The sequence below is a fragment of the Streptomyces uncialis genome, assembly GCF_001905345.1.
GTDB lineage: Bacteria > Actinomycetota > Actinomycetes > Streptomycetales > Streptomycetaceae > Streptomyces > Streptomyces uncialis.
Genome location: NZ_LFBV01000010.1, coordinates 520,001 through 546,856 on the forward strand (window position 1 = coordinate 520,001; position 26,856 = coordinate 546,856).

Here is a 26,856-nt window from a genome sequence, read left to right on the forward strand (position 1 = left end):
CCAGGATGTGGCGCCCCGAAGGGGCGCGGGGAACCGCGCCCCACGTCGGACCCGCACAGGAACAAGTGCGCCCAGGGGCGCGGGAAACCGCGCGAGCAACCAAGGGCCGTCCGCAGCCGAACGGGGAGCGCAAGGGGCGCGGCCTCAGGGGCGCGAGGAACCGCGTGCCCACGGGCGACCGCACGGGAAAAGGTGACGCCGGGGTGTGGGACCTCAGACAGGGCTGACGTTCAACGCCCCCGTGCCCGCACGCCGCACCGCCACCGACCCGTACGGAGTCCGCAGCCGCAGCCACGCACCACTGGCCAACAACGTCAGCGGCACACCGGAAGCCCGCCCGGACCCACCACCGGACCCCGCCCCACCCGGCGCAGAGCCATGCCCATGACCGGGACGGGGACCCGCACCGGCATCGGCGCCCGCACCAGCATCCGCACCGGTGTCGGCACCGGGAAGGAACCCCAGCGCGTGGGCGGCATGCGCGGCCCGCACGGGCAGATCGCTGTCACCGAGCGGCCGGGACCAGATCTCCCGCCCGATACGGTCCAGCGCGGCCCTGCCCCGCTCGGCCTCCGGAAGCCCCTCGGTCCGGCTCCGGAACTCGGCCACGGCCTGGGCGATCATCGCCCGTACCGCCCCGGGGGACGGCAGCCCCGGCTCCGGATGCCAGCCGCCCCGCGGCGGCAGCACCCCGGCCCAAGGCGGCCCGGTCACCGCGTCGGGCACCCGCGCCGTCCCGTCGTTGTCATCGATCGACTCCAGCAGCTCACCGGCCGACACCGTGATGTCCAGCGTGTCCTCGATGCCGTGCTCGTACGGCTTGGCCAGCCGCGCCGTACGGATCGCCAGCACCTCGAACGACGGGGGGCGGCCGAAGACCGCGAGGGTGGTGCCCGCCGCCTGGAGGCGGACCGCCGCACCCCGGTCGTAGTGGAGCAGCCGGCCGAGGAAACCGGCGAGGTCCGCCGCCTCCCCGGCGTCGGCGAGATCCACGATCCGGGTCATGCCGCCACGGCCTCCTGCGCGTCGGCGCCCTCGGCGCCGTCGGCGGCCGGGGGAACGTACCGCTGGAGGAACTCCCGCTCCTCCGCGGTGATCCGCCGGGGCCGCTGCGCCTCCAGGTCGAACGGCACGACGACGGTGGAGGCCCTGACGTACACCTCGTCCGCGCCCTCGTGGTCCTTGACCTCGTAGGCGATCGTCAGCGAGGCCGCGCGGATCGAGGTGACCCAGGACTCGATGACGACCGGCTCGTGGCGGTGCACCAGCGGCCGGACGTAGTCGATCTCATGACGGGCCACGACGGACCCGCCCGAGAACGACGGCGACCCGTCACCGGGCGCCAGCCGGAACATGAAGTCGATCCGCGCCTCCTCCAGATAGCGGAGGAAGACCACGTTGTTCACATGGCCGAACGCGTCCATGTCCGACCAGCGCAGCGGGCAGCTGTAGAGGTGACGGGTCATGGCCGGTCAGCCCCGGGTGAGCTTCTTGTACGTGGCACGGTGCGGACGGGCCGCGTCCGCGCCGAGCCGCTCGATCTTGTTCTTCTCGTACGAGTCGAAGTTGCCCTCGAACCAGAACCACCGGGACTCGCCCTCGTACGCCAGGATGTGCGTGGCGACGCGGTCCAGGAACCAGCGATCGTGGGAGACGACCACCGCGCAGCCCGGGAAGTCGAGCAGCGCGTTCTCCAGCGACGACAGGGTCTCGACGTCGAGGTCGTTGGTCGGTTCGTCGAGGAGCAGCAGGTTGCCGCCCTGCTTGAGGGTGAGCGCGAGGTTCAGCCGGTTGCGCTCACCGCCGGAGAGGATGCCGGCCGGCTTCTGCTGGTCCGGGCCCTTGAAGCCGAACGCGCTGACGTACGCGCGCGACGGCATCTCGACCTGGCCGACCTTGATGTAGTCCAGCTCGTCCGAGACGACGGCCCACAGGCTCTTCTTCGGGTCGATGTTCTCGCGGCTCTGGTCCACGTACGAGATCTTCACGGTCTCGCCGACCTTGATCGAACCGCCGTCCGGGTCCTCAAGGCCCTGGATCATCTTGAACAGCGTGGTCTTGCCGGCGCCGTTGGGGCCGATCACGCCGACGATGCCGTTGCGCGGGAGCGTGAAGGCGAGGTCCTCGATCAGCAGCTTCTCGCCGAAGCCCTTGGAGAGGTTGTCGACCTCCACGACGATGCTGCCGAGCCGGGGGCCCGGCGGGATCTGGATCTCCTCGAAGTCCAGCTTCCGCATCTTGTCCGCCTCGGCGGCCATCTCCTCGTAGCGGGCCAGACGCGCCTTCGACTTGGCCTGCCGGCCCTTGGCGTTGGAGCGCACCCACTCCAGCTCCTCCTTGAGCCGCTTGGCGCGCTTGACGTCCTTCTGGCCCTCGACCTTGAGCCGGGTCTGCTTGGTCTCCAGGTAAGTGGAGTAGTTGCCCTCGTACGGGTAGGCACGGCCCCGGTCGAGTTCGAGGATCCACTCGGCCACGTTGTCCAGGAAGTACCTGTCGTGGGTGATCGCCACGACGGTGCCGGCGTACTTGGCGAGGTGCTGCTCCAGCCAGTTCACCGACTCGGCGTCGAGGTGGTTGGTGGGCTCGTCGAGGAGCAGCAGGTCGGGCTGTTCGAGCAGCAGCTTGCAGAGCGCGACGCGGCGCTTCTCACCACCGGAGAGGTTGGTGACGGGCGAGTCGCCGGGGGGGCAGCCGAGGGCGTCCATGGCCTGTTCGAGCTGGGCGTCGAGGTCCCAGGCGTTCGCGTGGTCCAGCTCCTCCTGGAGCTTGCCCATCTCCTCCAGCAGCGCGTCGGAGTAGTCCGTCGCCATCTGCTCGGCGATCGCGTTGAAGCGGTCGAGCTTGCCCTTGACCTCCGAGACGCCGTCCTGCACGTTCTCCAGGACCGTCTTCGTCTCGTCGAGCGGCGGTTCCTGGAGGAGGATGCCGACGCTGAAGCCCGGCGCGAGGAACGCGTCACCGTTGGACGGCTGCTCCAGGCCCGCCATGATCTTCAGGACGGTCGACTTTCCGGCGCCGTTCGGTCCGACGACACCGATCTTCGCGCCAGGCAGGAAGTTCAGGTTGACGTCGTCGAGGATCACCTTGTCGCCGTGCGCTTTACGCGCCTTGCGCATGGTGTAGATGTACTCAGCCAAGGGAAACCGTCCGGCAGCTTGAAACGTGAAGTGTCAACATGTGACTCCGCATGTTGCTCCGCCGCGTGAGGGCAGACCTGTCCATCTTGCCGTACAGGGGGGTTGCGGACGAAACCCGTTCTCCCCGCGAACCCTCCGCCGGTCCCCGCGTACCGGGCGTCACCTGCCCGTTCCTCCGTTCAAGGCCGGACCGGACCGCCGGTATCCGTACCCCCGCCGAAGCGGGGGAAGGGCTCCCGGAGGGTGACGGACCGGTGACACGGCCCTACGCGAGGGTCGTCCCGCGCCGCACACCCTCCCGCCGGAGTGACTCAGCTCACACCGGAATGCCGTGGTCCGCGCCTCATCGCGCCGCTTACTCGTCCCGGCCGGAGGGCTTGCGGCGCAGGATCAGCATCGCCGCTCCGCCGATCACGACCAGCGCCACGGCGACGCCTCCGATCACGAAGGTCGCCCTGGAACTGCCCGTCGCGGCGAGGTCCGCCGTGCTGCCGCTGTCACCGCCGAGCACCCCCGCGGACGCCGGGCTCGGCGCCGACATCGGGCGGGGGCCTTCCGTGTCACCGCTGCGGGTACGGCAGTCCAGGATGCCGTCGACCCGCTTCTCGTAGCCGTACGGTCCCCTGATCGTGAAGTCGTAGCTCTGGTCCTCCTTGAGCGGCACGGTCACCGTGCCGGTGCGCCCCGCGGCGACCCGGTGGCGGGTGCCCATCAGCTCGAAGGCGAACACCTCGTCGCCGGCGTTGCCGACGGTGAGGTCGAGGCCGCCATCGGCGCAGTTCCGTTCGCCGGACAGCGCGGGTATCGGACCGGCGCCCGCCCAGTTCACGGTCGCCGTCGCGGAGACCGTCGACACACTGGACCCGGCGAGTACCTGGGTCTGGCTGCGGCTCCCGGAGGTCAGGGCCCGGCCGACGGGCACCGTGGTCGAGGTCTGCACGGTCAGCGCCGCCGAACCGGGCGCTGCGCCCTCGGGTATCGCGAAGTACAGCTCGCCGCCGTCCCGTACGGTCGTGACCGGCCGGCCCTTGGCGTCGACGATCCGCACCCCGGCCGCCAGGGCCCGCGCGTCCGGCTGAACGATCGCCTGCCGGGCGTTGGACCGCACCTTCACCGGGCCGACCCGGCCGTCGTCCCGCGCGGCGGGCGGGGTCCGGGCGGACAGCGCGGAGTCGTCCAGGAGCAGCGATGCCTCGGGTTCGGGGAGGCTGCGGGCCTTGCGCTCCAGATGGTCCGCGAGCTTCTCCGCCTGCGGGTCGACCGCCGTGATCCGGGGGATCTCGCGCGCGGTCCGCTCCGTGCCGCTGCGCGCCCCGGCGCCGTCCGAGTGGCGCCAGATCGCGATCTGGGTGCCGGTCGCCGCGTCCTGCTCGGTGAGACCGGGCGCGCCGGCGCGGCGGGCGAGCTCCGCGAGATCGTTGACCTGCGGATACGAGTTCCGCAGAATCCAGCGCACCTTCCCGGCGGCGGCGTTGGTCCCGAGCGAGGTGCCCGCCCAGGGGGTTTCCTGATATCTGGCGTCCCGCTGGGTCGCGGCGTCGAGGTCGACGCCATAGGTCCGCAGCATGCCGCCGTTGTCCACGGCCATCTCGAACAGACCGGCCTGGACGTGTCGTTCCTCGCCGTTCACCCGGACGATCGCCGCACCGGACAGTTCCAGACCGGCGAGGGTGGCGGTGGCTCCGCCCTGATCCTGCGTGCCCTCACCGGCGGCGGCGAGCGGGGCACCGGTCACCATGGCCGTGACGAACAGGCCGGACGCCAGGGCCACGACGGCCGTACGACAGATGCTCCTCCTCGGGGGAGAGCTGACTGAATACACAGAATTCCCTTTCGGGTGAGGCCCGTTGGCGTGGGGGGTGGTCCTCACCAGCAGAACGAGATGCTCCATGAGCTGTCCCGGCATCCTAAGAAGTCCGGCACACCGGTCGCCCCACACATACCGTCGGATAACCGTTCCGACTCGGAATCGTTATCGCTTTTCACGCTTCCGACCTGGGCTTATCGACAAATCCACGCATTCGTACGGGGGTGGCCGTGGCGGTTGCGGTGACCCTCACGGCCTCAGGAACGTCGCGGTCTCGGTGACAGCGGCGGCGACGGTCGCGACACGGTACGGACCGGCGTGCGGGTTCGGACCCGGGCCCGGACCCACCCCACACCCGCCCCGCCCGCGCGCACGGGCTCGTACCGGCTCCCGTACCCGCCTCGTTCAAACGACCGGCGTCGGACGCCTGCGCGCCGGGGCGGGTGGGACTGGTGGTGCCAGTGGGGCCGATGAGGTCGGTGGTGCCGGTGGGCCCACCGCGCCGTCGGGCACCGCTCCCGTGTCCCACAATCCGTCGTCCGGCCCCGGCGGAGCGGGCGCCTGCCCGCCGACCGCCGCGCCGGGAGTACCGGGAGTACCGGGAGTACCGGGAGTACCGGGCTTGCCAGGGGCGGGGGCGGGGGTCCCGCTGCCGCCGCCCTCCGTCGTACCGTCGGCGCGCGAGCGCGGGCCGGGCCTGTCACGGCGGAACGCCGTGGTGCCCCGGGCGAGGTCGTGGCCGATGGAGCTCGCCTCGATGTCCGCGCTGAACCACTGCTGGCCGTTGCCCCGATCCTCCTGCCGCACCTTCAACCGGCCCCGCACGATCACCGGTTCGCCGACGGACAGGGACGCCGCCGCGTTCTCCCCGAGCGTCCGCCACGCGTACACCGTGAAGAAGTTGGTGTGGCCGTCGATCCAGGAATCCCGCCCCCGGTCCCGGTAGCGCGATGTCGCCGCGATCCGGAACCTCACCACCGCGCCCGTCGGCAACTCCCGGAAGACCGGTGCCGTCGCGACGTTGCCCACCACTGTCACCAGCGTGTCGTTCATTGCCTACCCCCTACGGACCCGCGCGGGCACTCCCCGCACGACCGGGTTCCGCGATCCCCCGTGGATTCGCGGACACCGGTGGACGGCACGACGACACAAGGCCGCCGGCCCCACCGGCTCCCGGGCCACGCGAGGTGCACCGCGCTTTCCCGGGCCGGATTCCAGAGTGCCCGGCCGGGCCCGATCCCGCTGAGCCCTGTGTGTGGCGCGACGGTTGTGGAAAACCCCGCCACCCGAACGGATGACGCCATCCGCCCACGCCGGCCGGGCCCACCCCGGACGGGGCCGCTCCGGGCCGCCCCGGCAGCAGCAGCGGGTGGGGGTAGCGCGGCCGCTCGCCGCCGATCCGCCGGCGCTGCTGCCCACTCCCTCCGACGGGGCCGCCCGCCCCGGTACCCGTGTGACCCGCGACCCGCTATCCGCCCGCGCCGAGCGGCACCGGAACCACTCCCGTGACCCGCAGATACTGCTCACGGACCTCCCGGTACCGCAGCAGCTCCGCCGCCACCGGATCGAGCACCTTGGCCCGTCCGCACCCGGCCGCGGCCTCCCGCAGCCGCCGTTCCGCCTCGGTCCCGTACCGCCGGGCCGGACCCCGGGCGGCCAGTCGGCACAGCCACTCGACCAAGGGGCCGCCGACGATGCCGACCACCATCAGCAGGACCGGCACCCCCAGGTTGGGCGACATCATCCCGACGATCTGGCCGACCAGCCACAGCGCCCCGACGAGTTGAAGAACCGTCATCGACGCCTGGGCGAGCACGGCGAACGGCCACCATCCGGGCCGGGGCGGCCGTCCGGACGCCCCCGCGGCGATCGCGAGACGGTCCAGGGCCTCGGGCAGCCCCGACGCGCCCCGTACCGCGGCCTCGCGCACGGCCTGGGCCCATGGGGTCGGCAGTCCCGACGCCGCCTGGTCGGCCACGGTGCGCACGGCCTGCTCGACACGCTGACGGGCCGTGGACTCCTCGTCCACCGGAGCGGGGGGCTGCGGGAACACCGACGCCGGGTCGCGTCGGGACTCGTACCAGCGCCACAACCGCAGCCAGGGGGTCCCGCAGGCGGTACCGGCGTGGCGGCGCCAGGCGCGTTCGGCGGCGTCACCGGCGGCGCTCGCGCCGACCGCCTCGGCGAGACGGTCCGAGAACTCGTCACGGGCCCGTTCCGTCAGCCCCGGCCGGCGGGCGGCGGCGTACACCGGCCGCAGACGGCTCGCGGCGGCGTCCACATCGGCCGCGATCCGGCGGGCCGGTGCGGCGCGTTCGGCGAGGAACTGGTCCAGTGCCTCCCTGAGCTGGTCCATTCCCTCGCCGGTCAGCGCGGACAGCGCGAGGACGGTGGCACCGGGCTCGTCGTACTCGCCGAGGGCGACCCCGTCCTCGTCCAGGAGCCGCCGCAGATCGTCCAGCACCTGGTCTGCGGCGTCCCCGGGCAGCCGGTCGATCTGGTTGAGGACGACGAACATCACCTCGGCGTGCCCGGCCAGGGGCCGCAGATACCGCTCGTGGAGCACGGCGTCGGCGTACTTCTCCGGATCCACCACCCAGATGACGGCGTCCACCAGCGCGAGGACCCGGTCGACCTGCTCCCGGTGGACCACGGACGCCGAGTCGTGGTCGGGGAGGTCGATGAGGACGAGTCCGTCGAGCTGAACCTCGCCTCCCGCGTGGGGCACGGGCCTGCGCCGCAGCCGTCCCGGCACACCGAGCCGGTCGAGGAGCCCGGCGGCGCCGTCCGTCCAGGTGCAGGCGATCGGTGAGGAGGTGGTGGGGCGGCGGACCCCGGTGTCGGAGATGTTGACCCCGGCGAGCGCGTTGAACAGTGTCGACTTGCCGCTGCCGGTGGCGCCCGCGACGGCGACGACCGTGTGCCGGTCGGAGAGCCGTCGCCGCGCGGTGGCCTCGTCCAGCACCCGCCCGGCCTCCGCGAGCGTGGCCCTGTCGAGCCGCGCCCGGGAGAGCCCCACGAGCTCACGCAGGGCGTCGAGCCGCCCCCGCAGCTCCGTGTCGTACCCGGCCGCGGCGGTGTCCGTCTGCGGCGCGGCGGCGTGCGGGGCGGTGTGGTCCACCACGCCCGCGGCGGCCACATCGGCGTCGGTGACCCGTCGGGCGATCAGTCCGTCGTCCCAGACCCGCCCGCTGTCCGCACCCTGTTCGCGACGGGCACGCGCACGCGTGAAGGGCGCTTCGGCGGCGGTCCGGAAGCGTGTCCCCAGGGAGGTATGGGAGGGGGCGGCGGCATCCGGGACGGGGGACGTACCCGCGGACGTACCGGGGGACACGGAGGAGTCGCGTTCCGCGCTTCCCGCGCGCGCGCCCTCGTCCTCGTCCGGGTCGACGGCCCCGTTCCCGTCGCGACCGCCGTTTCCGGGCGCCGCAGTCCCGGCACCAGCACCAGCCCGGGTGTCATCGGAACCGACAGCCGCCCGGTCGGTGTCCTCGGCGCCGCCGCCCCGCGCGCCACCGGTGCCCCGAGGGTCCTCCACGGACCCGGTGGGCTCCCCGTGACCCGCGGAATGGTCCCGGTGACCGGGGTGACCTGAGCGACCGTCATGACGCCCCACCGAGCCCGCAGACCCGACCGATCCCACCGGCCCCACCGGCTCGGTGCGCCGCAGCTCATCCGGCTCCCCCGACTCCTCCGACTCCTCCGACTGCCCCGACCGCCCCGGCTCCTCCACATCGTCCGACACCTCCGCGCGCTCCGGGCCGTCCGCCCGGCCGCCGCTCTCGGTGTCCCGCGGCTGGTCCGCGTGCTCCCCCTGCTCGGCGGTGTCCCCGGCCCCCCGCTCGCCCTGTTCGGCCTTCCCCGCTTCCCCGGCCTCCCCGGCGCGCTCGCCGTGCGCCGCGTGCGGTGCGTGCGTCGTCATGCCGTCCGCGCCATCGGCACGGTCGGTGTGGTCGGTCACGGCGGTCACCGCGGTCACCTCTCCCTCGGATCACTCTGACGGCTGTGTCCCTCTTGCGCCTTCCGGCCCTGCGGGGCGTCGTCGCTCGCGGGCGCATCCTGGGGCTCCCCCTGCCGCCGCTGCTCACGCTGGAGGACGGACAGGGCGGCGATGAGCTCGGACTGGGGCTCGGGACGGATGTCCAGGGCGTCCAGCGGGGCGAGACGGCGTTCCCGTTCGGCGTAGAGCACCTTCTCGACGTAGTCGGAGACCAGCCGGCCGCCCCTCTCGCGCAGTCTGAGCGCGCTCTGCGCGCCGATGCGGTCGGCGAGGCTCTCCCCGGCCGCGCGACCGCGCGGACCGCCCAGGAGGGCCACCGCGAGCATCGCGGCGACGGCCTCCGGATCGGGCGCGGTGCTCCGGTCGACGTCGCGCACCTCGTCCTCGCAGTACTCCTCCAGCTCGCGCCGCCAGCGCCGTACGGCCATCCCGACACGGTGCTCGGCGCTCTCCAGGTCGGGGTCACGGGCGGTCAGGCCGTGCGCCGCGCAGCCGGGTTCGCGGCGCCAGCGTTCGTCGATCTGTTCGTCGGCGGCGGTGGCGCAGCACAGCAGGAGGGCGCCGAGGTTCTCGACGAGGGTGTCGAGGAGCTCTCCGGGGCCGCAGTCGAGGGGGTAGCTGCGCCATCGCTTCAGGGCGTCCCCGGAGAGCACCGCTCCGGCCTGGAGACGGCCCCTCACGCGCGCGTGCTCGCTTTCGTACACGTCCTCCACGACGGCGGTGAGCCGGACGGCGGCGGCGTGCTGTGCGGCCACGGCCCCGGCGAGTTCCGGCATCCGGGAGCGCAGCGAGTGGAGCATGCCGCCGGCGGTCCGGATGATGGTGTGCCCGCGCGTGGTGGGTTCCTGGGCGCGCTGGGTGAGCCAGGCGCGCAGCGGGGCGACGGCGGTGGACGGGAGGAGTCCGCCGCCGCCGGTGGACTCGGGGAGTTCCGGGACGGTGAACCGGGGTACGTCCCCCAGTCCGGCCTTGGTGAGCAGGGCCGCGTACTGGCGGGACACCTCGCCGACGACCTGGTGCGGCACCCGGTCGAGAACGCTGACCAGGGTGGCGTCGTACTCCTTGGCGGTCCGCAGCAGATGCCAGGGGACGGCGTCGGCGTAGCGGGCGGGGGTGGTGACCATGACCCAGATGTCGGCGGCGCAGATGAGCTGGGCGGCGAGGAGGCGGTTCTGGGCGACGAGGGAGTCGATGTCGGGGGCGTCGAGGAGGGCGAGTCCGCGGGGCAGGGCGGTCGCCGTCTCGATGCGCAGCTGCCGTTCGTCCGGGCCGTCGCCGTCCCGGTGTCCGCCGCCTCGGCCGTGGCTGTGGCCGTGGCCGGGCAGCAGGTCGTGGGCGTCGCCGCCGAAGGCGTCCTGCGGGGGTACCCAGACCCGGGTGAGGCCGGGGAGGACCCGCAGGCCGCTGAACCAGTGGTGGTCCTCCGGGTGGCAGACGAGCACGGGGACCCGGGTGGTCGGGCGCAGTACGCCCGCCTCGCTGACCTGGCGGCCCACGAGGGAGTTGACCAGGGTCGACTTCCCGGCGCCGGTGGAGCCCCCGATGACGGCCAGCAGCGGTGCGTCGGGGGCTCCGAGCCGTGGCACCAGGTAGTCGTCGAGCTGGGCGAGCAGCTCGTCGCGGTTGGCACGCGCGCGTGGCGCCCCCGGGAGAGGGAGCGGAAAGCGGGCGGCGGCGACCCGCTCACGCAGTGCGGAGAGAGCGTCGAGCAGTTGAGGCCGTACGTCCAAGGTCACCACATGCGAAGAATGCCCAACTTTGGCGACTTTCTGAAGCATATGGGTATCCTGCGCGCCGACGACCCGGCAGGAAACGGCCGAACGGACACCTGGGACGGAAGGCGTGAGTGGGGCGCAGGCATAACGAGTGCACAACACCCGGGGCGCGAGACGCGAAAAGCGATGCACGATTCGCACCTGCCTGCGATTATCAGGACCGCTTCACCGAACCTCCACATCGAGCCACGGAGGCGAAGCGCCGGGTACTAGGAATCAGGAGCCCTATCCTTGTCCCGGACACGGTCCCCGGACCACCCCCCGGGCACCAGGCCACCCGGCCGTCACCCGGCCCCCGTAGCTCAGTGGATAGAGCAGGCGCCTTCTAAGCGCTTGGCCGCAGGTTCGAGTCCTGCCGGGGGCGCAAACCCAGCCTCACCAGCGGAAACGCCGGTGAGGCTTCTTCATGTCCGTATGCACATCGCTGATAGGACAAGCGCCTTGCCTCCCGGCGAAGGCTCCGGGGCGGGTGCCTGGAGCGTTCCGGGGGAGGTGCGGGAGCGTGCCGGGGCGGGTTCCTGGAGAGCTCCGGGCGGTTCGGGGCGGGAGGTGCGGGAGATACCGCCGTGGGGGCTACGCGGGGCCGGGGCGGGCCGGGGCGTGGGGTTCGGTGAGGAGGTAGGGGGCGACGAAGCCCTGGTAGGCGTTCCTGCGGTCGGCGGGCAAGTCCTTCCAGCCGGTGATCCGGCCACGGCACAGGGCCGACCCGCAGCGGCAGCGGGCGGGGAAGTGGTCGACGGTGTGGTTGCGCATCGCGTAGTCGAAGGTGATCTCCTCGCCGGAGGTGATCGGCAGCCGGGCGAAGAGGTCATGGGCGCCGGAGGCGTTCAGCCTGATCCCGCACGACGGATCGCAGGAGTGGTTCACGCTCGGCATCATGCCCTCGTGCCGCACGAAGCGGTCCAGCGCGACCTGCGAGGCGTGCGCGTCGTTGCGGTCCAGCTCCGCCCCGATGGCTCCGGCCAGGACCAGCTCGCCCGTCCGGAACCGCCGCACGGCGAACACGCCGGCTCCCTTGTCGCCGGACTCCCGCAGTTCGACTCCCTGCTCCCGACCGGGGAGAACGACCGTCCTCGACGGATCGGCAGACTCCTGAACACTCATCGATGAGCCCTTCGGTCATCGCCCGGCGCGCGCACGCTCGTCTCAGCCGCAGGTCGGGCACCCGGCGAGATCAGAACGCGGACGCCCCCACACAACCGCACAACCGGGTCGGGCACCAGACCCTTACCGGCCCCGTCGCACGGCCCCGCCCCGGACCGGCGGCCGGGCCGGGGGTGCCGTCTCAGCGGGTTCAGCGGGTGAAACGCTTTTCGAGGTAGGCCAGGACGGCGAGGACCCTGCGGTGGCCGGTGTCGGTCGGGGGAAGGCCGAGCTTCAGGAAGACGTTGCCGATGTGCTTGCTGACGGCGCGTTCGGTGATGACGAGGGTGGTCGCGATGGTGGCGTTGTCATGGCCCTCGGCCATCAGATGCAGCACCTCGCGCTCGCGGGGTGTGAGGGTCCCCAGGGGGTCGTCCCGGCGCTGGGACATCAGCTCGGTGACGACCTCCGGGTCCAGAGCCGTACCGCCCGCGGCGACGCGTTCCAGCGCGTCGAGGAACTCGTCCACCCGGCCGACGCGGTCCTTGAGGAGATATCCGACGCCGCCCGCGCCGCCGCCGAGCAGTTCGGCGGCGTAGGTCTCCTCCACGTACTGGGACAGCACGAGGACCGGCAGGCCCGGGATCTCCCGGCGCGCGGCGAGCGCGGCGCGCAGACCCTCGTCACGGAAGCCGGGCGGCATCCGGACATCGAGGACCGCGACGTCCGGGCGGTGGGCCACGAGGGCGGGCAGCACCTCGGGGCCGGTGCCCACACTCGCGACCACCTCATGTCCCGCGGTCGTGACCAGCAGCGTCAGGCCCTCCCTGAGCAGGGCGTTGTCCTCGGCGATCACCAGGCGCACGGCAGCTCCACATCGATCACGGTCGGCCCCCCGACGGGGCTGGTCAGCCGGACGGTGCCGTCGAGCGCGGCCACCCGGCGCCGCATGCCGAGCAGCCCGCTGCCGCCCGACTCGTCCGCCCCGCCCCGCCCGTCGTCCCGTACCGTGATCTGCAACGCGCGACCCGCCCTGCGGAGTTCCACCCCGGCGTGTTCGCCGCCGCCGTGTTTCGCCGCGTTGGTCAGGGCCTCCGCGACGACGAAGTACGCGGCGGCCTCGATCCCCGCGGGGGCGCGGGCCCCGGCGGCCTCCACCCCGTCGTCGGTCACCTCCACGGCCAGCCCGCTGCCCGCCGCCAGCGCCCGGACCGCGCCCAGCAGGCCCCGGTCGGTGAGGATCGGCGGATGGATGCCCCGTACGACGTGGCGCAGTTCGGTGAGGGCCTCCTCGGCCTGGTCCTGTGCCTCGGCGAGAAGCCGGCGGGCCAGGTCCGGATCGCGTTCGTACGCGCGCTTGGCGAGCCCCACCCGCATGGACAGGGCGACGAGATGGGCCTGGGCGCCGTCGTGCAGGTCGCGTTCGATACGGCGCAGCTCCGCGCCGTGCGCCGCGACCGCGCCCTCGCGGGTCACCGTCAGCTCGGCGACCCGCTCGGCGAGGCGGGCGTTGTCGCGGGCCTCGGGGGACGGTTCGAGCAGGGTGCGGGACCAGTCCGCGTCGAGTTCCGCGAGCCGCCCGATCAGCGGCAGGACGGCCGGGCGGCGTCCTGCCATGCCGTGCCAGACGAAGTCCACGATGAGGCCCACCACCCACAGGGCGGGGGTCGCGCACGCCAGCAGCAGCCCGTACACGTAGTGCGCGCCGAGCCAGCGCAGGTCGCGGTAGGTACCCGGGTCGCCGAGCGCCGCTCTGACACGCTCCACGAGCGTGCCTTCGAGCGGCGTGTACGCCTCCGGGACGGGGGTCCCGGTCCACTCCCCCACGAGCTTCCGCTTGGCCCCGGCGACCCGGCGCAGCAGCAGTGTGGTCTCCGGGAGCGTTCCCGCGCCGATGACGATGACGCTGCCGACGGCCGTGAACGCGAGGACGGGCATGAAGAAGTACGACACGACGGTGAAGCCCGCGGATATACCGAGACGGCGTGTCGCCCGCGCCGCCTCCCGTATCGGTCTCTCCATGCCGGTCAGGCTAAACGACCTGGTGGGCGCCGCTCAGGTGGGTGGTCCCCCCGGTCCGTGGTGGAGCCTGCTCCACCACCGACACGGCAGCCGGCCCCCTTACCGGACCGTTCCGTCGGCGGCGATCCTTGAGGGGTACGCGCTTGCGCCGCACTCGCTCCGGCGGCGCCCACTTCAGCTGCGCGCGCTCCCCGTGGGGCGCGCCTCGCCTCGAAAGGATCATCCGACCGTGCGGCCCTTCCTGTGGTTCCTGTTCGTGACCGCTCTCGCCCTCAACGCCCTGTCGAGCTTCGTCCTGTCGGAGGGGACGCATCTGGCCGTCAGTCTCCCCACGGGCGCGGTCGCCATCGGCAGCGCGATCGCGATCTACCGGACGCGCAGAGCGGAGTCCTGAGCCGGTGAGACGGTCAGGGGCGGGCGCGTCCGTCGGCTCCCACCGACCACCCCCCTTGCGACCTGGCGCCGTGACGGGTGACCGGCGGGAGCCGGTGGTGCCCTACGAGACGATGTCCTTGCGGGTGAAGCCGCGGAAGGCCAGGGCGAACAGGATGATCGCGTAGGTGAGCGAGACGGCCGCGCCCTGGATCATGCCGCTCCACTCCAGCCGGGGCTGTACGGCGTCCGCCCAGGCGAACTGCCAGTGGGCGGGCAGGTAGTTCCGCCAGTCGCCGAGTGCGGTGACCGCGTCGAGGACGTTACCGACGATCGTCAGCCCGACCGCGCCGCCGACCGCGCCGAGCGGGGCGTCGGTGCGGGTGGACAGCCAGAACGCGAGGCCCGCCGTGACGAGTTGCGAGATGAAGATGTACGCGATGACGATCACGAGCCGCTGTGCGGCCGTCGCCGCGTCGAGCGTGCCGCCCGTGGGGATGGCGAGCGGGCCCCAGCCGTACAGCACCGATCCCACGGCGAGCCCGACGAGAGGCAGCAGCACCATCGCCGCGAGACTCATACCGAGGGCGACGACGAGCTTCGACCACAGCAGCCGGGCCCGGGGCACGGGCGCGGCCAGGAGGTAGCGCAGCGACGACCAGCTGGCCTCGGAGGCGACGGTGTCCCCGCAGAACAACGCGACGGGGACCACCAGCAGGAACCCGGCCGACACGAACAGACAGGTGGCGGCGAAGTTCGCCCCCGAGGCGGTGGCGGTGTCCATGAGCGAGATCCGCTCACCCGGGCCACCGCGTTCGTCGGGGCTGCCCCCGATGGCGAACGCGACGGCGAGGACGAACGGCAGCAGTCCGAGGATGGCGCCCATCACGAGCGTCCGCCGCCGCCCCAGCTGGCGCACCAGCTCCACCCTGATGGGCAGGGTGCCGCGGGCCCGGTAGCCCGGCGCGCTCTGCACGGCCACCGCGCCGTCACGGAGCGGGTGCCCTTCGCCGTCCGGGGGTCCTTCGCCGTCCGGGCGGACGCCCACAGGTCCGGTGGTGGTCACTGGGGTCCTCCGATCAGGGTCAGGAACGCGTCCTCCAGCGTGCGGTGGGGGCCCATCGACTCGACGGGCACCTCCAGCCGTACGAGCTCCACCAGGAGCTCTCTGGACGCCTCGGGGCCGGCCTCGGCGAGACGGACGAGCAGTCCGCCTTCCGAGCGGACCGCCGACGCCACTCCCGGCAGTACGGCGATCTTCTCGACCAGCGGGTCGGACACCTCGCCCGCGAGTCCCACGTGCAGCGCGTCCCCGGAGCCCACGATCTGCGCGACGGGTCCGGCCTGGACGAGCCGTCCGCGGTCCATGACCACGAGATGGGTGCAGGACTGCTCGACCTCGGACAGCAGATGGCTGGAGACGATCACGGTCCGTCCGTCGCGCGCGTAGCGGATCATGACCTCGCGCATCTCGCGGATCTGCGGCGGGTCGAGGCCGTTGGTGGGTTCGTCGAGGATGAGCAGGTCGGGCAGCCCGAGCATGGCCTGGGCGAGCGCGAGACGCTGCCGCATGCCCTGGGAGTACGTGCGCACCGCGCGCTGAAGGGCCTCGCCGAGCCCGGCGATCTCCAGGGCCTCCGTCATCCGGGCGTCCTCGGTGGGGCGTCCGGTGGCCCGCCAGTACAGGTCCAGGTTCTCGCGGCCGGTCAGGTGCGGGAGGAATCCGGCACCCTCCACGAACGCGCCGACCCGGGACAGCACCGGGGCGCCGGGACGGATCGCGTGGCCGAACACCCGGATCTCGCCCTGGTCGGGCCGGATCAGACCCATCAGCATCCGCAGGGTGGTGGTCTTGCCCGCGCCGTTGGGTCCGAGCAGTCCGAGCACCTGGCCCCGCTCGACGCGGAACGACAGTTCCCGTACCGCGTAGCGGTCGGCGGACTTGGCGTACCGCTTGCTGAGGTCCGTGATCTGGAGGGGGACGTCCGCGAGCGCCGGGTCGGGCGCGGGCGCGGCCGTCCGGCGGCGGGCGGTCAGCAGCAGGGCCGCGCCGATGACCACGGCGGCCAGGGGCAGCGCCCACACCCAGGCGGGCAGCGGCGCGGCCGCGGTGGTCACCCCGGGCGCGGTGGGCACCGACAGCTCGCCCTGGACGGACACGGTGTACCGCGCGGGGGCGAGCGGCGAGGCGTAGCCGAGGTCGGTGGAGGACACGGCGAGCCGCAGCTTGTGGCCGCGCTCCACCTCATGGTCGATGGCGGGCAGCGTCAGTGTGACGTCCTTGCCGTCCTTCGCGTCGGCCACGCGCACGGGGGCGACGAGCTGGGCCGGCAGCACCTGCCGTTCGCCGTCCGGCGCCACGTCGTACAGCTTGGCGAAGAGCACGGCGTCGTCACTGGTGGACGTGACCCGGACGCGGACACTGGGGGTGCCGGTGATCCGCCGGTCCTCGGTCAGCGGCGCGGAGTCGAAACGGGCGTACTGGCCGGGGAAGTCCAGGGAGAGGCCGACGCCGAGCGCGGAGAGCTGGGACAGCCCGCCGCCGCCCCCGCCCGCGCCGCCGAACCCGGGCAGCCCGGAGACGGCGGGCGGACTGGCGCCCGCCGGGTTGTCGAACGTCTGCTCACGCCCCTCCAGCGCGATGTCGCGCGGGTCGCCGCGCAGCCCCGGGTAGGAGTCGCCGCTCGCGCCGCGCAGCAGGGCCGCGCCGTTGGTGGAGTCGACCCCACCGGTGCGGGTGACCCGGAACGCGGGGCCGGTGCCCACACTGTCGTCACCCTTGAGGTGCCGGTCGAACCACGCGCCGATCCGGTCGTGCGTACGGTCGCGCTCCATGTCGCCGCCGTCATGGCCGCCGGAGATCCAGTCCATGTCCACGGGTGCGCCGTTGGCGCGGATCGCGCGGGCCATCGCGTCGGCCTGGTCCAGCGGGAAGAGGGAGTCCGACTGCCCCTGGACGACAAGGGTGGGGACCTTGATCCGGTCACCGACGGCGACCGGGGAACGGGCCTCCAGCAGCGCGCGGGCCCGGTCGTCGGGCACCCCGCTCTCGGCCACCCGCTCGTACATCCGGCACAGTTCGGCGGTGAAGCGGTCGCAGCCGCCGCCGCTGTTGATGAACAGTCCGGCCCAGGTCTTCTTGAAGACGCCGCCGGGGAACAGGGCGTCGGCGAGGTTCCAGTACGTGATCTGCGGGGCGAGTGCGTCGACCCGGCCGTCGTGTCCGGCGGCGAGGAGCGAGACCGCGCCGCCGTAGGAGGCGCCCGTCATGCCCACGCGCGGGTCGCCCGCCTTGTCGAGTTCGACCTCGGGGCGGTCGGCCAGCCAGTCGATCAGACGGGAGACGTCCGCGACCTCGGTCCGCGGGTCGTTGAGGCCGATCCGGCCGCCGGAGTCACCGAAGCCGCGGGCGGACCAGGTGAGCACGGCGTAGCCCTCGCGGGCCAGGTCCTCGGCCTGCTCCCTGACGTCGTCCTTGCTGCCGCCGAAGCCGTGGCCGAGGAGGACCGCGGGGCGTTTGCCGGCGCCGGGGGTGGTGAAGTACGAGGTGTCGATCCGGGTGCCGCCCGAGTCCAGTGCGCGGTCCGCTCTGCGGACGGACGGGGCGTCGTCGGACGCGGCGGCCGTCCAGGTACCGGCCCCGGCGAGCAGGGCGACACCGGCCACGGCGGCCAGCAGGCGCCTTGGCCGGCGGGGCCTTGGTGGGGTGGGCAGTCGCAGGTCCATGCGACAACCGTAAGCGGAGGGGGTGGCCGGTCACCTTGTGGGTGCCCAGGAGTGCTTGCGGGGGGTGCCCCCGCGCCCCCTGGATGCTGCCTGCTGCTGTTGTCCCTCGGGTGCGGGGCGGTTCTCGTTCTGCGCGGTTCCTCGCGCCCCCGGGTGCTGCCCCTGTTCGTTGTCCGTCGGGTGCGGGCCGGTTCTCGTCTTTTGCGCAGTTCCCCGCGCCCCTTTGGGGCGCGTCCTGTCGGTTCTCCGGGGCGGGGCCGGTCGGGATTCTCCGTCCTCGCTCCAACGCGCTCGGGAAGACGTTCACTGGTCCTACTGAAGAGCGTCGGAGTCTGCGGGCAGAGATTCCCGCCCACCCCCTCCCGCAGCCGGGCGGGTGCGCGGGGAGGATGGTTCCGCAGACGACGGACAACATGATGGGGCGCCCCCAAAGGGGCGCGGGGAACTGCGCAAGAACGAGGGCAGACCCGCACCCGAAGAGCGACCGCAAGAGGGCAGCATCCAGGGGCGCGGGGAACTGCGCACCCCCGGACGACCCGCACAGGAACAAGTACGTCCAGGTGTGGAACCCCAGGGGCGCGGGGAACTGCGCGAGCAACCGAGGGCTATCCGCAGCCGAACGGGAACCGGAAGGGGCGCGACCTGAGGGGCGCGGGGAACTGCGCACCGACGGACGCCCCGCACGGGGACAAGTGGGCCAGGCACGGGGAACCCTGGAGCGGGTCCACGTCCGACCCGAGGTGGACGTGACCGCGGGACTCCCCGTGACGGGGACTAGTGGTTGCGGGGGAAGCCGAGGTCGACCCCGGTGGGGGCCTCGGAGGGGTCGGGCCAGCGGGTCGTGACGACCTTCCCGCGTGTGTAGAAGTGCGTTCCGTCGTTGCCGTAGATGTGGTGGTCCCCGAAGAGGGAGTCCTTCCAGCCACCGAAGGAGTGGTACCCCACCGGCACGGGGATCGGCACGTTCACGCCGACCATGCCCGCCTCGACCTCCAGCTGGAAACGCCGCGCGGCACCCCCGTCGCGCGTGAAGACCGCGGTCCCGTTCCCGAACGGCGACGCGTTGATCAGCGCGATGCCCTCGTCGTAGGAGTCGACGCGCAGCACGCACAGCACGGGGCCGAAGATCTCGTCCCGGTAGGCGTCGGACGTGGTCGGAACGTGGTCGAGCAGCGAGAGCCCGATCCAGTGGCCGTCCTCGTGGCCCTCGACGGTGTACCCGGTGCCGTCGAGGACGACCTGGGAGCCCTGGGCCGCCGCACCGGTGACGTAGGAGGCGACCTTGTCGCGGTGGGCGGCGGTGATCAGCGGCCCCATCTCGGACGCGGGGTCGTTGCCGGGGCCGATCTTGATCTTCTCGGCGCGCTCCTTGATGCGGGCGACGAGTTCGTCACCGACGGCGCCGACGGCGACCACCGCGGAGATGGCCATGCAGCGCTCCCCGGCGGAGCCGTACGCGGCGGAGACGGCGGCGTCGGCCGCCGCGTCGAGGTCGGCGTCCGGGAGGACCAGCATGTGGTTCTTGGCGCCGCCGAGCGCCTGTACGCGCTTGCCGTGGGCGGACGCGGTGGTGTGGATGTACCGGGCGATCGGGGTGGAGCCGACGAACGACACGGCGGCCACGTCCGGGTGGGTCAGGAGCCGGTCGACGGCGACCTTGTCCCCGTGCACGACGTTGAAGACCCCGTCCGGCAGACCCGCCTCGGCGAGCAGCTCGGCGAGCTTCATCGCGGCGGAGGGGTCCTTCTCGGAGGGCTTGAGGACGAAGGTGTTGCCGCACGCGATGGCGAGCGGGAACATCCACATCGGGACCATCGCCGGGAAGTTGAACGGCGTGATGCCGGCGACGACCCCGAGCGGCTGGCGGATCGAGGCGACGTCGACACGGCTCGCGACCTCCGTCGACAGTTCGCCCTTGAGCTGTACGGCGATCCCGCACGCGAGGTCGACGACCTCCAGACCGCGCGCGACCTCCCCGAGCGCGTCCGAGTGGACCTTGCCGTGCTCGGCGGTGATCAGTTCGGCGATGGCGTCCCGGTTGGCGTCGAGGAGCGCGCGGAACGCGAACAGCACCGAGGTGCGCTTGGCCAGCGACGAGGTGCCCCAGGTGGCGAACGCCTCGCGCGCGGCGGCGACCGCCGCGTCCACCTCGTCGGCGTCCGCGAACGCGACCCGGGTGGTGACCTGGCCGGTCGCCGGGTCGGTGACCGGGCCGTAGGTACCCGAGGCGCCCTCGACGGTCGTCCCGCCGATCCAGTGGTGGACGGTCTTCGTCATGACAAGTTCCCTACTCTCGAAGCGGGCGTCGGGGGGCGCCGTATCCCTCGGGGCGCGCGGGACGGGCGCGCCGTTCACAGGGAGCGGCGGCGGGCCGTCACCTGCCGGTCGTACTCCTCGCGGGCCTCGACGGCGGCCGCGCGGGTCGCCGTTTCGGCCACGGGCACATCCCACCACGCCTGTGCCGGGGGCGCGCCCGACACTGTGTCTGGCGTTTCGGTCTCCGTGTAGACACATGTGGGTACGTCCGAGGCGCGGGCGACGGCGAGTGCTTCACGCAGGTCACCGACCGTCCGCGCGCGCAGCACGCGCATACCGAGGCTGGCGGCGTTCGCGGCGAGGTCGACGGGCAGCGGGGCGCCGGTGAAGGTGCCGTCGTCGGCGCGGTGGCGGTAGGCCGTACCGAAGCGTTCCGCGCCGACCGACGCGGACAGTCCGCCGATGGACGCGTAGCCGTGGTTCTGGAGGATCACCACCTTGATCGGTACGCCTTCCTGGACGGCGGTGACGATCTCGGTGGGCATCATCAGATAGGTGCCGTCGCCGACCAGCGCCCAGACGGGCCGGCCGGGTGCGGCGAGCCGTACCCCGATGGCGGCGGGGATCTCGTAGCCCATGCAGGAGTAGCCGTACTCCAGGTGGTACTGGTCACGGGACCGGGCGCGCCAGAGCTTGTGCAGGTCGCCGGGGAGGGAGCCGGCCGCGTTGACGACGATGTCGTCGGCGGTGACCAGGGCGTCGAGGGCGCCGAGCACCTGGGTCTGGGTGGGGCGGACGGTGGGGTCGGGCGCGGCGTAGGCGGTGTCGACGCGGGTCTCCCAGTGGGCCTTCGCCCGGGTGTACTCGGCGCGGTACGCGGGGTCGGGCGGGTACGGGTCCGGTCCGGTGAGCGCGCGGGTGAGCGCGTCGAGGCCCGCGCGGGCGTCGGCGATCAGCGGCAGGCCCGCCATCTTGTGGCCGTCGTAGGGGGTGATGTTCAGATTGAGGAAGCGGGTGCCGGGGGCGAAGAGGGTGCCGGACGCGGTGGTGAAGTCGGTCCAGCGGGTGCCGACGCCGAGGACGAGGTCGGCGGTCCGGGCGAGCGCGTCGGCGGTGGCCGTACCGGTGTGGCCGATTCCGCCGACATCGGCCGGGTCGTCCCAGGGGAGGGCCCCCTTGCCGGCCTGGGTGGACGCGACGGGGGCGCCGGTCGCCGCCGTGAAGGCCCGTAGCGCGTCCTCGGCGGCGCTGTGCCGGACTCCGCCGCCCGCGACGACCAGTGGGCGCCGGGCGGCCCGTACGGCCGCGACGGCGGCCGTCAGCTCGTCCGGGTCGGGCGGTGGCCGGCGGACCGTCCAGATCCGTTCCGCGAAGAACTCCGGTGGCCAGTCGTACGCTTCGGCCTGCACGTCCTGCGGCAGCGCGAGGGTGACGGCCCCGGTGGCGGCCGGGTCGGTGAGCGTGCGCATCGCCTGGAGGGCCGCCGGGATCAGCGCCTCGGGGCGGGTGATCCGGTCGAAGTAGCGGGACACGGGCCGCAGGCAGTTGTTGACGGACACATCGCCCGCGTACGGCACTTCGAGCTGCTGGAGGACGGGGTCGGCGGGCCGGGTGGCGAAGGTGTCGCCGGGCAGCAGCAGGACGGGCAGATGGTTGACGGTCGCGAGCGCGGCGCCGGTGACGAGGTTGGTCGCGCCGGGGCCGATGGACGTGGTGACGGCGTGGGTGGACAGCCGTCCGCTCTGGCGGGCGTATCCCACGGCCGCGTGGACCATGGCCTGTTCGTTGCGGCCCTGGTGGAACGGCATGTCGGCGGCGCTCTCCAGGAGCGCCTGGCCGATACCGGCGACGTTGCCGTGGCCGAAGATGCCCCAGGTGGCGCCGATGAGCCGATGGCGTTCCCCGTCGCGTTCGGTGAACTGGACGGTGAGGAAGCGGACGAGCGCCTGGGCGACGGTGAGCCTGATCGGCGCGGTCATCGGTGCCTCCTGGTCTGCGGTGCCCCCGTCGCCCTGTCCGCCGGGCGGCTGTCCCCCGGGCGGCTGCCGTGCGTGCGGCTGCCGTCGGCGGATCTGGTGGCCCTGGTGCGTCGGTGGTCGTCGTTCATCGGTAGCCCTCGCCGTGGTCGGGGTGGAAGCTGATCCGCCACTCCCGTCCGGGACCCGGTCCCGCCATCACGTTGAGGTAGTACATACGGTGGCCGGGCGCGGCGATCGACGGACCGTGCCAGCCGTCGGGCACCAGGACGGCGTCCCCCGAGCGCACCTCCGCGAGCACGTCGGCGCCGCCCGCGCGCGAGGGGGACACCCGCTGGTAGCCGAAGCCCGGGCGGCCGCCCTCGGCGGGCTCGCACTCGAAGTAGTAGATCTCCTCCAGCACGGACTCCTGCCCCGGGCGGTGCTCGTCGTGCTTGTGCGGCGGGTAGGAGGACCAGTTGCCGCCAGGGGTGACCACTTCGACGGCGATGAGCCGGTCGCACTCGAAGGCGTCCGCGGACGCGAAGTTGCGCACCTGCCGGGCGCTGACCCCGCTGCCGCGGGCCTCGACGGGAACCTCCGGCGCGGGGCCGTAGCGGGCGGGGAGTCGGCGCTCGCACTTCGCTCCTGCCAGGGCGAAGCGGCCTCCCGCACCGGAGGCGATCTGGGCGTGGGTGTCGCGCGGGAGGTAGGCGAAGTCGCTGACTTGCCCGAACACGTCCTCCCTGCCCACCAGTTCGATGATGCCGCCCTCCACCCCGATCGTGCAGCCACCTGAGAGAGGCAGCACGATCCACTCACTCTCCCCGGTGTCCAGGGTGTGCGACGCACCGGGGTCCAGCGTGAGGACCCGCAGGCTGGTGAAGGACCAGCCGGGCCGTCCCGGCGACCCGGGACCGACGCCGATGTCGTAGGGGCCGTCCACGGCCGAGCCCCGGGGCAGGTACAGGTTGTCGTCGCTCACGGTGTTCCCCTACCCGTCGCACGGGCATGTGGTGCCTCGCGGTGGCCCGGACGGGTGCCGGTGGCAGGACGCACCGCGCGCGTGGAGCGCGTTCGCGGTGCGCCGGGCAGGGGCCCGCCCCCGGCGTTCACAGCAGTGCCACGGCCGTGTCGACCGCCGCCGTGACATCACCGTCGGACGGGTACAACAGCGAACGGCCCACCACCAGGCCCCGTACGGTCGGCAGCCGCAGGGCGTCGCGCCACCTCCCGTAGGCGGCGTCCTGGTCGTCGCCCACATCGCCGCCGAGCAGCACGGCGGGAAGCGTGGAGGTCTCCATGACCCGGGCCATGTCGTCGGGGTCGTCGGTGACAGGCACCTTGAGCCAGGTGTACGCGGAACTGCCGCCGAGTCCGGAGGCGATGGCGATCGACCGGGTGACCGCGTCGGCGCCGAGGTCCGTCCGGAGCGTCCCGTCCGCGCGGCGGCACAGGAACGGTTCGACGAACACCGGCAGCCGCAGGCCCGCCATCTCGTCCACGGCGCGCGCGGCGGTGTGCAGGGTGGTGAGCGAGCCGGGGTCGTCGTAGTCGATCCGCAGCAGCAGCTTGCCCGCGTCGAAGCCGAGCCGGGCCAGGTCGGACGGCCGGTGCCCGGTGAAGCGGTCGTCCAGCTCGAAGGCGGAACCGGCGAGTCCGCCCCGGTTCATGGAGCCCATGACGACCTTGCCGTCGAGGGCGCCGAGCAGCAGCAGATCGTCCAGGACGTCGGCGGTCGCCAGCACTCCGTCGACCCCGGGGCGGGACAGCGCCTCGCAGAGCCGTTCGAGCAGATCGGCGCGGTTGGCCATGGCGAAGGGCCGGTCACCGACGGCGAGGGACCCGCGCGCGGGGTGGTCGGCGGCGACGATCATCAGCCGTCCGGAGTCACCCAGCAGGGGCCTTCGCACCCGGCGCGCGGCGGCCTCCGCGACGGCTTCGGGGTGGCGCGCGCGGGTGCGCGCCAGCGCGCCCGGGTCGACATGGGGGCGGGCGGTGGCACCGGTGCGCCCGGACAGCGGTGTGCGGGGGCTCATCGGACCTCCCCCGCGGCGAGGGCGGCCTCGATCTCGGCGGGTACGGGCATCGCGGACGAGCACTCCAGTCGGGACGCGACGATCGCGCCCGCCGCGTTCGCGTACCGCATGGTGTGTTCCAGGTCCCAGCCGGCCAGCAGACCGTGGCACAGCGAACCGCCGAACGCGTCGCCCGCGCCGAGGCCGTTGAGGACGGTCACCGGCAGCGGCGGCACCTCGGCGCTCTCCCCGTCGGCGGAGAGCGCGAGGACGCCCTTGGGGCCCTGCTTGACCACGGCGAGCCGTACACCCGCGGCGAGGAGCGCGCGGGCCGCCGCGTGCGGCTCGCGTTCCCCGGTGGCGATCTCCACCTCGTCGAGGTTGCCGACGGCCACGGTGGCGTGGCGCAGGGCACGCGCGTAGTGGGGGCGGGCGCTCTCGGGGTCCTGCCAGAACATGGGCCGCCAGTCCAGGTCGAACACGGTGGCTCCCGGCCCGGCGGCCCCGGCGCGGTGCGCGAGGGCGGCGAGGGTCGCCGTACGGCTCGGTTCCTCGCTGAGGCCGGTGCCGGTCATCCAGAACACCCGGGCGGCGGCGATGGCGGGCAGGTCCAGTTCCGCGGGGTGGATGACCAGGTCGGGTGCCTTGGGGCGGCGGTAGAAGTACAGCGGGAAGTCGTCCGGCGGGAACACCTCGCAGAACGTGACGGGGGTCTGGGTGCCCTCGACCGGGGTGACCCAGCGGTCGTCCACACCGAAGTCCCGCAGCGCTTGGTGCAGATAGTCGCCGAACCGGTCGGGCCCGGTGCGGGTGATGACCGCCGTACGCCCGCCGAGCCGGGCCGCCGCGACCGCGACATTGGTCGCGGAGCCGCCGAGGAACTTCCCGAACGTGGTGACGTCGGCGAGGGGTACCCCGGTCTGGAGCGGGTAGAGGTCGACACCGATCCGGCCCATCACGATGACGTCGTACGGGGTACCGGGACCGCCGTCCTCGCGGTTCTCGTCCTGCGGGCCGGTCACCTGCACGTCCCTTCCTCGGCCTGCGCGCCGGTGTCCTGTATCGGCGCCGCGCCCGGCCGTCTTCGCGACGGCGGTCAGCGACCGCCGTCGGGCATCCGGCGGACCGGGACACACACCGGTGCCCCGCTCCGGTCCGGCCGTCCCGCCCGGGGCCGTTCCGGTCCTGCTGTCGTGTCAGGTCTAATGCCGGTCGCCGAGCCCTGTCAACATTTTGTCCGGACATTCGGACCAGTCCTTGACACCCTTCTCGGACGGCCGGAAGTCTGAGCCGTATGACCACTCCGGCCGGGAACCCGTCCTCCCCGCTCTCCCGAATCCGTATCGGCTCGGCGCCCGATTCCTGGGGTGTGTGGTTCCCCGACGATCCGCGGCAGGTGCCGTGGCGGCGCTTCCTGGACGAGGTCTCCGCCTCGGGGTACGAGTGGATCGAGCTCGGCCCCTACGGCTATCTGCCCACCGATCCCGCCGTCCTTGCCGAGGAGACCGCCCGCCGGGGCCTGCGGGTGTCCGCCGGAACCGTCTTCACCGGACTGCACCGGGGCTCCGCCGTATGGGACAGCACATGGGCCCATGTGGCCGAGGTCGCCGCCCTCACCCAGGCGATGGGCGCCGGACATCTGGTCGTCATCCCTTCGTTCTGGCGGGACGACAGGACCGGCGAGGTGCTGGAGGACCGCACCCTCACCGCCGCCCAGTGGCGGGCGCTGACCTCGCAGACGGAACGGCTGGGACGCGAGGTGAGGGAACGATTCGGCCTGCGGATCGTCGTCCATCCGCACGCCGACACCCATGTCGACACCGAGGAGAACGTCACCCGCTTCCTCGACGGCACCGACCCGGACCTGGTGTCGCTGTGCCTCGACACCGGGCACTACGCCTACTGCGGCGGTGACAGCGTCAAACTCGTCGAGACCTACGGGGAGCGCGTCGGATACCTCCACCTCAAGCAGGTCGACCCGGCGGTGCTCGCCGAAGTGCGCGCCCAGGAAACGCCCTTCGGCCCGGCCGTGGCCCGGGGCGTCATGTGCGAGCCGCCGACCGGAGTGCCCGCGCTCGAACCCGTCCTCGCCGCGGCCCAGGGGCTCGGGGTGGAGCTGTTCGCCATCGTGGAGCAGGACATGTACCCCTGCGAGCCGGACAAGCCGCTCCCCATCGCCCGCCGCACCCGCGCCTATCTCCGCTCCTGCGGGGCCTGACGGTGCCTCGGCGCACCCTGCCGGACGGACCGGCGGGCTTCCAGCCCAGGAGGCTCAAGAAGGGCCCTGTGCGACCGTCTGGCACCCGCAGGGGCCCGGGCGGCAGGGAAACCGGGGCGGACGAGCGGTGAGCCCTCCATGGCGACCCGTGCGCCCGTCCGCGAGGTCGCGACCGCGCGGACACGGCGAGGGCCCGGACGCGTGATTTCGCAGAAACGTTCAGGCTGAACGTTCCCGCGCTGTGCGCGGATTGCCGGGCGCACCGCCAGCGGAACCGCCCGACCGCTTGCATCACTCACGTCACAAAGATTCGCTTTCTGTCACACATGTCCCGAGTACGCGGGACTTGCGTCACGCGTCCCCGACAGTCCCTCTTGTCCCCTCTCCCCGGATCGGCCCCTGGGCACAGGCTGAGTGATCACCAACGCGGTGCCCAGCTCACCGGCGGCCCCCCTGCCGCCCCTGTGGCACTCGTGGGGAGGTACCG

General features: G+C 72.9%; 19 protein-coding genes and 1 tRNA gene. 3 read left to right on the plus strand and 17 right to left on the minus strand.

Annotated features, from left to right (window positions below; genetic code table 11):
* Positions 1–213: 213 nt before the first annotated feature.
* The 7 genes from AB852_RS32465 to AB852_RS32495 form a co-directional block, all read right to left on the minus strand.
* Positions 214–1,005 (minus strand): DUF8010 domain-containing protein, encoded by a 792-nt coding sequence (locus AB852_RS32465; protein ID WP_073793767.1) that lies wholly within the window; start codon positions 1,003–1,005, stop codon positions 214–216.
* Positions 1,002–1,466, minus strand: a complete 465-nt coding sequence (locus AB852_RS32470) for an acyl-CoA thioesterase (RefSeq protein ID WP_073793768.1) — start codon at positions 1,464–1,466, stop codon at positions 1,002–1,004. The genes AB852_RS32465 and AB852_RS32470 overlap by 4 nt, the downstream gene beginning before the upstream one ends.
* Before the next feature lie 6 nt (positions 1,467–1,472).
* Positions 1,473–3,137, minus strand: coding sequence for an energy-dependent translational throttle protein EttA (gene ettA / locus AB852_RS32475; protein ID WP_073793769.1), 1,665 nt, complete (start codon positions 3,135–3,137; stop codon positions 1,473–1,475).
* 355 nt (positions 3,138–3,492) lie between these two features.
* Positions 3,493–4,959, minus strand: coding sequence for a TQXA domain-containing protein (locus tag AB852_RS32480; RefSeq protein WP_425444197.1), 1,467 nt, complete (start codon positions 4,957–4,959; stop codon positions 3,493–3,495).
* Positions 4,960–5,349: 390 nt separating this feature from the next.
* Complete coding sequence (locus AB852_RS38135) at positions 5,350–5,997, minus strand: single-stranded DNA-binding protein (protein ID WP_079185078.1); 648 nt, start codon at positions 5,995–5,997, stop codon at positions 5,350–5,352.
* 415 nt (positions 5,998–6,412) lie between these two features.
* Complete coding sequence (locus tag AB852_RS32490; RefSeq protein ID WP_425444198.1) at positions 6,413–8,914, minus strand: YfjP family GTPase; 2,502 nt, start codon at positions 8,912–8,914, stop codon at positions 6,413–6,415.
* Positions 8,915–8,919: 5 nt separating this feature from the next.
* On the minus strand, positions 8,920–10,722 hold the full coding sequence (locus tag AB852_RS32495; protein ID WP_079185079.1) for a GTPase domain-containing protein: 1,803 nt from the start codon (positions 10,720–10,722) through the stop codon (positions 8,920–8,922).
* 288 nt (positions 10,723–11,010) lie between these two features.
* Here AB852_RS32495 and AB852_RS32500 point away from each other — a divergent pair.
* A tRNA-Arg gene (locus tag AB852_RS32500) sits at positions 11,011–11,083 on the plus strand.
* 209 nt (positions 11,084–11,292) lie between these two features.
* Here AB852_RS32500 and AB852_RS32505 read toward each other — a convergent pair.
* The 3 genes from AB852_RS32505 to AB852_RS32515 all read right to left on the minus strand — a co-directional run bounded on the left by AB852_RS32505 (position 11,293) and on the right by AB852_RS32515 (position 13,824).
* Entirely contained in the window at positions 11,293–11,823 is a 531-nt protein-coding gene (locus AB852_RS32505; RefSeq protein ID WP_073793771.1) for an SET domain-containing protein-lysine N-methyltransferase, read from the minus strand.
* 190 nt (positions 11,824–12,013) lie between these two features.
* Positions 12,014–12,667: a response regulator transcription factor gene (locus AB852_RS32510; RefSeq protein ID WP_073793772.1), complete on the minus strand. Its 654-nt coding sequence runs from the start codon at positions 12,665–12,667 to the stop codon at positions 12,014–12,016.
* Positions 12,655–13,824 carry a sensor histidine kinase gene (locus tag AB852_RS32515; RefSeq protein WP_073793773.1) on the minus strand — a complete coding sequence of 390 codons (1,170 nt, stop codon included), beginning with the start codon at positions 13,822–13,824 and terminating at the stop codon, positions 12,655–12,657. Before AB852_RS32515 ends, AB852_RS32510 begins: the two co-directional genes overlap by 13 nt.
* Positions 13,825–14,053: 229 nt before the next feature.
* Here AB852_RS32515 and AB852_RS40090 point away from each other — a divergent pair, with 229 nt between their 5' ends.
* Positions 14,054–14,218 (plus strand): hypothetical protein, encoded by a 165-nt coding sequence (locus AB852_RS40090; protein WP_178391171.1) that lies wholly within the window; start codon positions 14,054–14,056, stop codon positions 14,216–14,218.
* A gap of 102 nt (positions 14,219–14,320) precedes the next feature.
* Here AB852_RS40090 and AB852_RS32520 read toward each other — a convergent pair whose 3' ends face one another.
* From AB852_RS32520 to iolC, 7 genes are all read right to left on the minus strand, one after another.
* Positions 14,321–15,178, minus strand: a complete 858-nt coding sequence (locus AB852_RS32520; RefSeq protein ID WP_073794361.1) for an ABC transporter permease — start codon at positions 15,176–15,178, stop codon at positions 14,321–14,323.
* Positions 15,179–15,258: 80 nt separating this feature from the next.
* Positions 15,259–17,922 (minus strand): alpha/beta fold hydrolase, encoded by a 2,664-nt coding sequence (locus AB852_RS32525; protein WP_073793774.1) that lies wholly within the window; start codon positions 17,920–17,922, stop codon positions 15,259–15,261.
* Between the two features lie 774 nt (positions 17,923–18,696).
* Positions 18,697–20,199, minus strand: coding sequence for a CoA-acylating methylmalonate-semialdehyde dehydrogenase (gene mmsA, locus AB852_RS32530; protein WP_073793775.1), 1,503 nt, complete (start codon positions 20,197–20,199; stop codon positions 18,697–18,699).
* Positions 20,200–20,273: 74 nt separating this feature from the next.
* A complete protein-coding gene (gene iolD, locus AB852_RS32535; protein ID WP_073793776.1) occupies positions 20,274–22,157 on the minus strand; it encodes a 3D-(3,5/4)-trihydroxycyclohexane-1,2-dione acylhydrolase (decyclizing) in 1,884 nt (627 codons plus the stop codon).
* Positions 22,158–22,281: 124 nt separating this feature from the next.
* Positions 22,282–23,118 carry a 5-deoxy-glucuronate isomerase gene (gene iolB, locus AB852_RS32540; RefSeq protein WP_073793777.1) on the minus strand — a complete coding sequence of 279 codons (837 nt, stop codon included), beginning with the start codon at positions 23,116–23,118 and terminating at the stop codon, positions 22,282–22,284.
* Positions 23,119–23,245: 127 nt separating this feature from the next.
* Entirely contained in the window at positions 23,246–24,172 is a 927-nt protein-coding gene (locus AB852_RS32545; RefSeq protein ID WP_073793778.1) for a Cgl0159 family (beta/alpha)8-fold protein, read from the minus strand.
* Positions 24,169–25,107, minus strand: coding sequence for a 5-dehydro-2-deoxygluconokinase (iolC, locus tag AB852_RS32550; RefSeq protein ID WP_073794364.1), 939 nt, complete (start codon positions 25,105–25,107; stop codon positions 24,169–24,171). The genes AB852_RS32545 and iolC overlap by 4 nt, the downstream gene beginning before the upstream one ends.
* Positions 25,108–25,445: 338 nt before the next feature.
* Between iolC and AB852_RS32555 the strand changes: the two genes are divergently transcribed.
* Positions 25,446–26,369 carry a sugar phosphate isomerase/epimerase family protein gene (locus AB852_RS32555; protein WP_073793779.1) on the plus strand — a complete coding sequence of 308 codons (924 nt, stop codon included), beginning with the start codon at positions 25,446–25,448 and terminating at the stop codon, positions 26,367–26,369.
* The last annotated feature ends 487 nt before the right edge of the window (positions 26,370–26,856 follow it).

Coding starts and splice junctions, on each gene's coding strand:
- AB852_RS32465 (WP_073793767.1), bottom strand. CDS start 1,005: ATGACCCGGATCGTGGATCTCGCCGACGCCGGGGAGGCGGCGGACCTC.
- AB852_RS32470 (WP_073793768.1), bottom strand. CDS start 1,466: ATGACCCGTCACCTCTACAGCTGCCCGCTGCGCTGGTCGGACATGGAC.
- AB852_RS38135 (WP_079185078.1), bottom strand. CDS start 5,997: ATGAACGACACGCTGGTGACAGTGGTGGGCAACGTCGCGACGGCACCG.
- AB852_RS32495 (WP_079185079.1), bottom strand. CDS start 10,722: ATGCTTCAGAAAGTCGCCAAAGTTGGGCATTCTTCGCATGTGGTGACC.
- AB852_RS32505 (WP_073793771.1), bottom strand. CDS start 11,823: ATGAGTGTTCAGGAGTCTGCCGATCCGTCGAGGACGGTCGTTCTCCCC.
- AB852_RS32515 (WP_073793773.1), bottom strand. CDS start 13,824: ATGGAGAGACCGATACGGGAGGCGGCGCGGGCGACACGCCGTCTCGGT.
- AB852_RS32525 (WP_073793774.1), bottom strand. CDS start 17,922: ATGGACCTGCGACTGCCCACCCCACCAAGGCCCCGCCGGCCAAGGCGC.
- mmsA (WP_073793775.1), bottom strand. CDS start 20,199: ATGACGAAGACCGTCCACCACTGGATCGGCGGGACGACCGTCGAGGGC.
- iolD (WP_073793776.1), bottom strand. CDS start 22,157: ATGACCGCGCCGATCAGGCTCACCGTCGCCCAGGCGCTCGTCCGCTTC.
- AB852_RS32545 (WP_073793778.1), bottom strand. CDS start 24,172: ATGAGCCCCCGCACACCGCTGTCCGGGCGCACCGGTGCCACCGCCCGC.
- iolC (WP_073794364.1), bottom strand. CDS start 25,107: ATGGGCCGGATCGGTGTCGACCTCTACCCGCTCCAGACCGGGGTACCC.
- AB852_RS32555 (WP_073793779.1), top strand. CDS start 25,446: ATGACCACTCCGGCCGGGAACCCGTCCTCCCCGCTCTCCCGAATCCGT.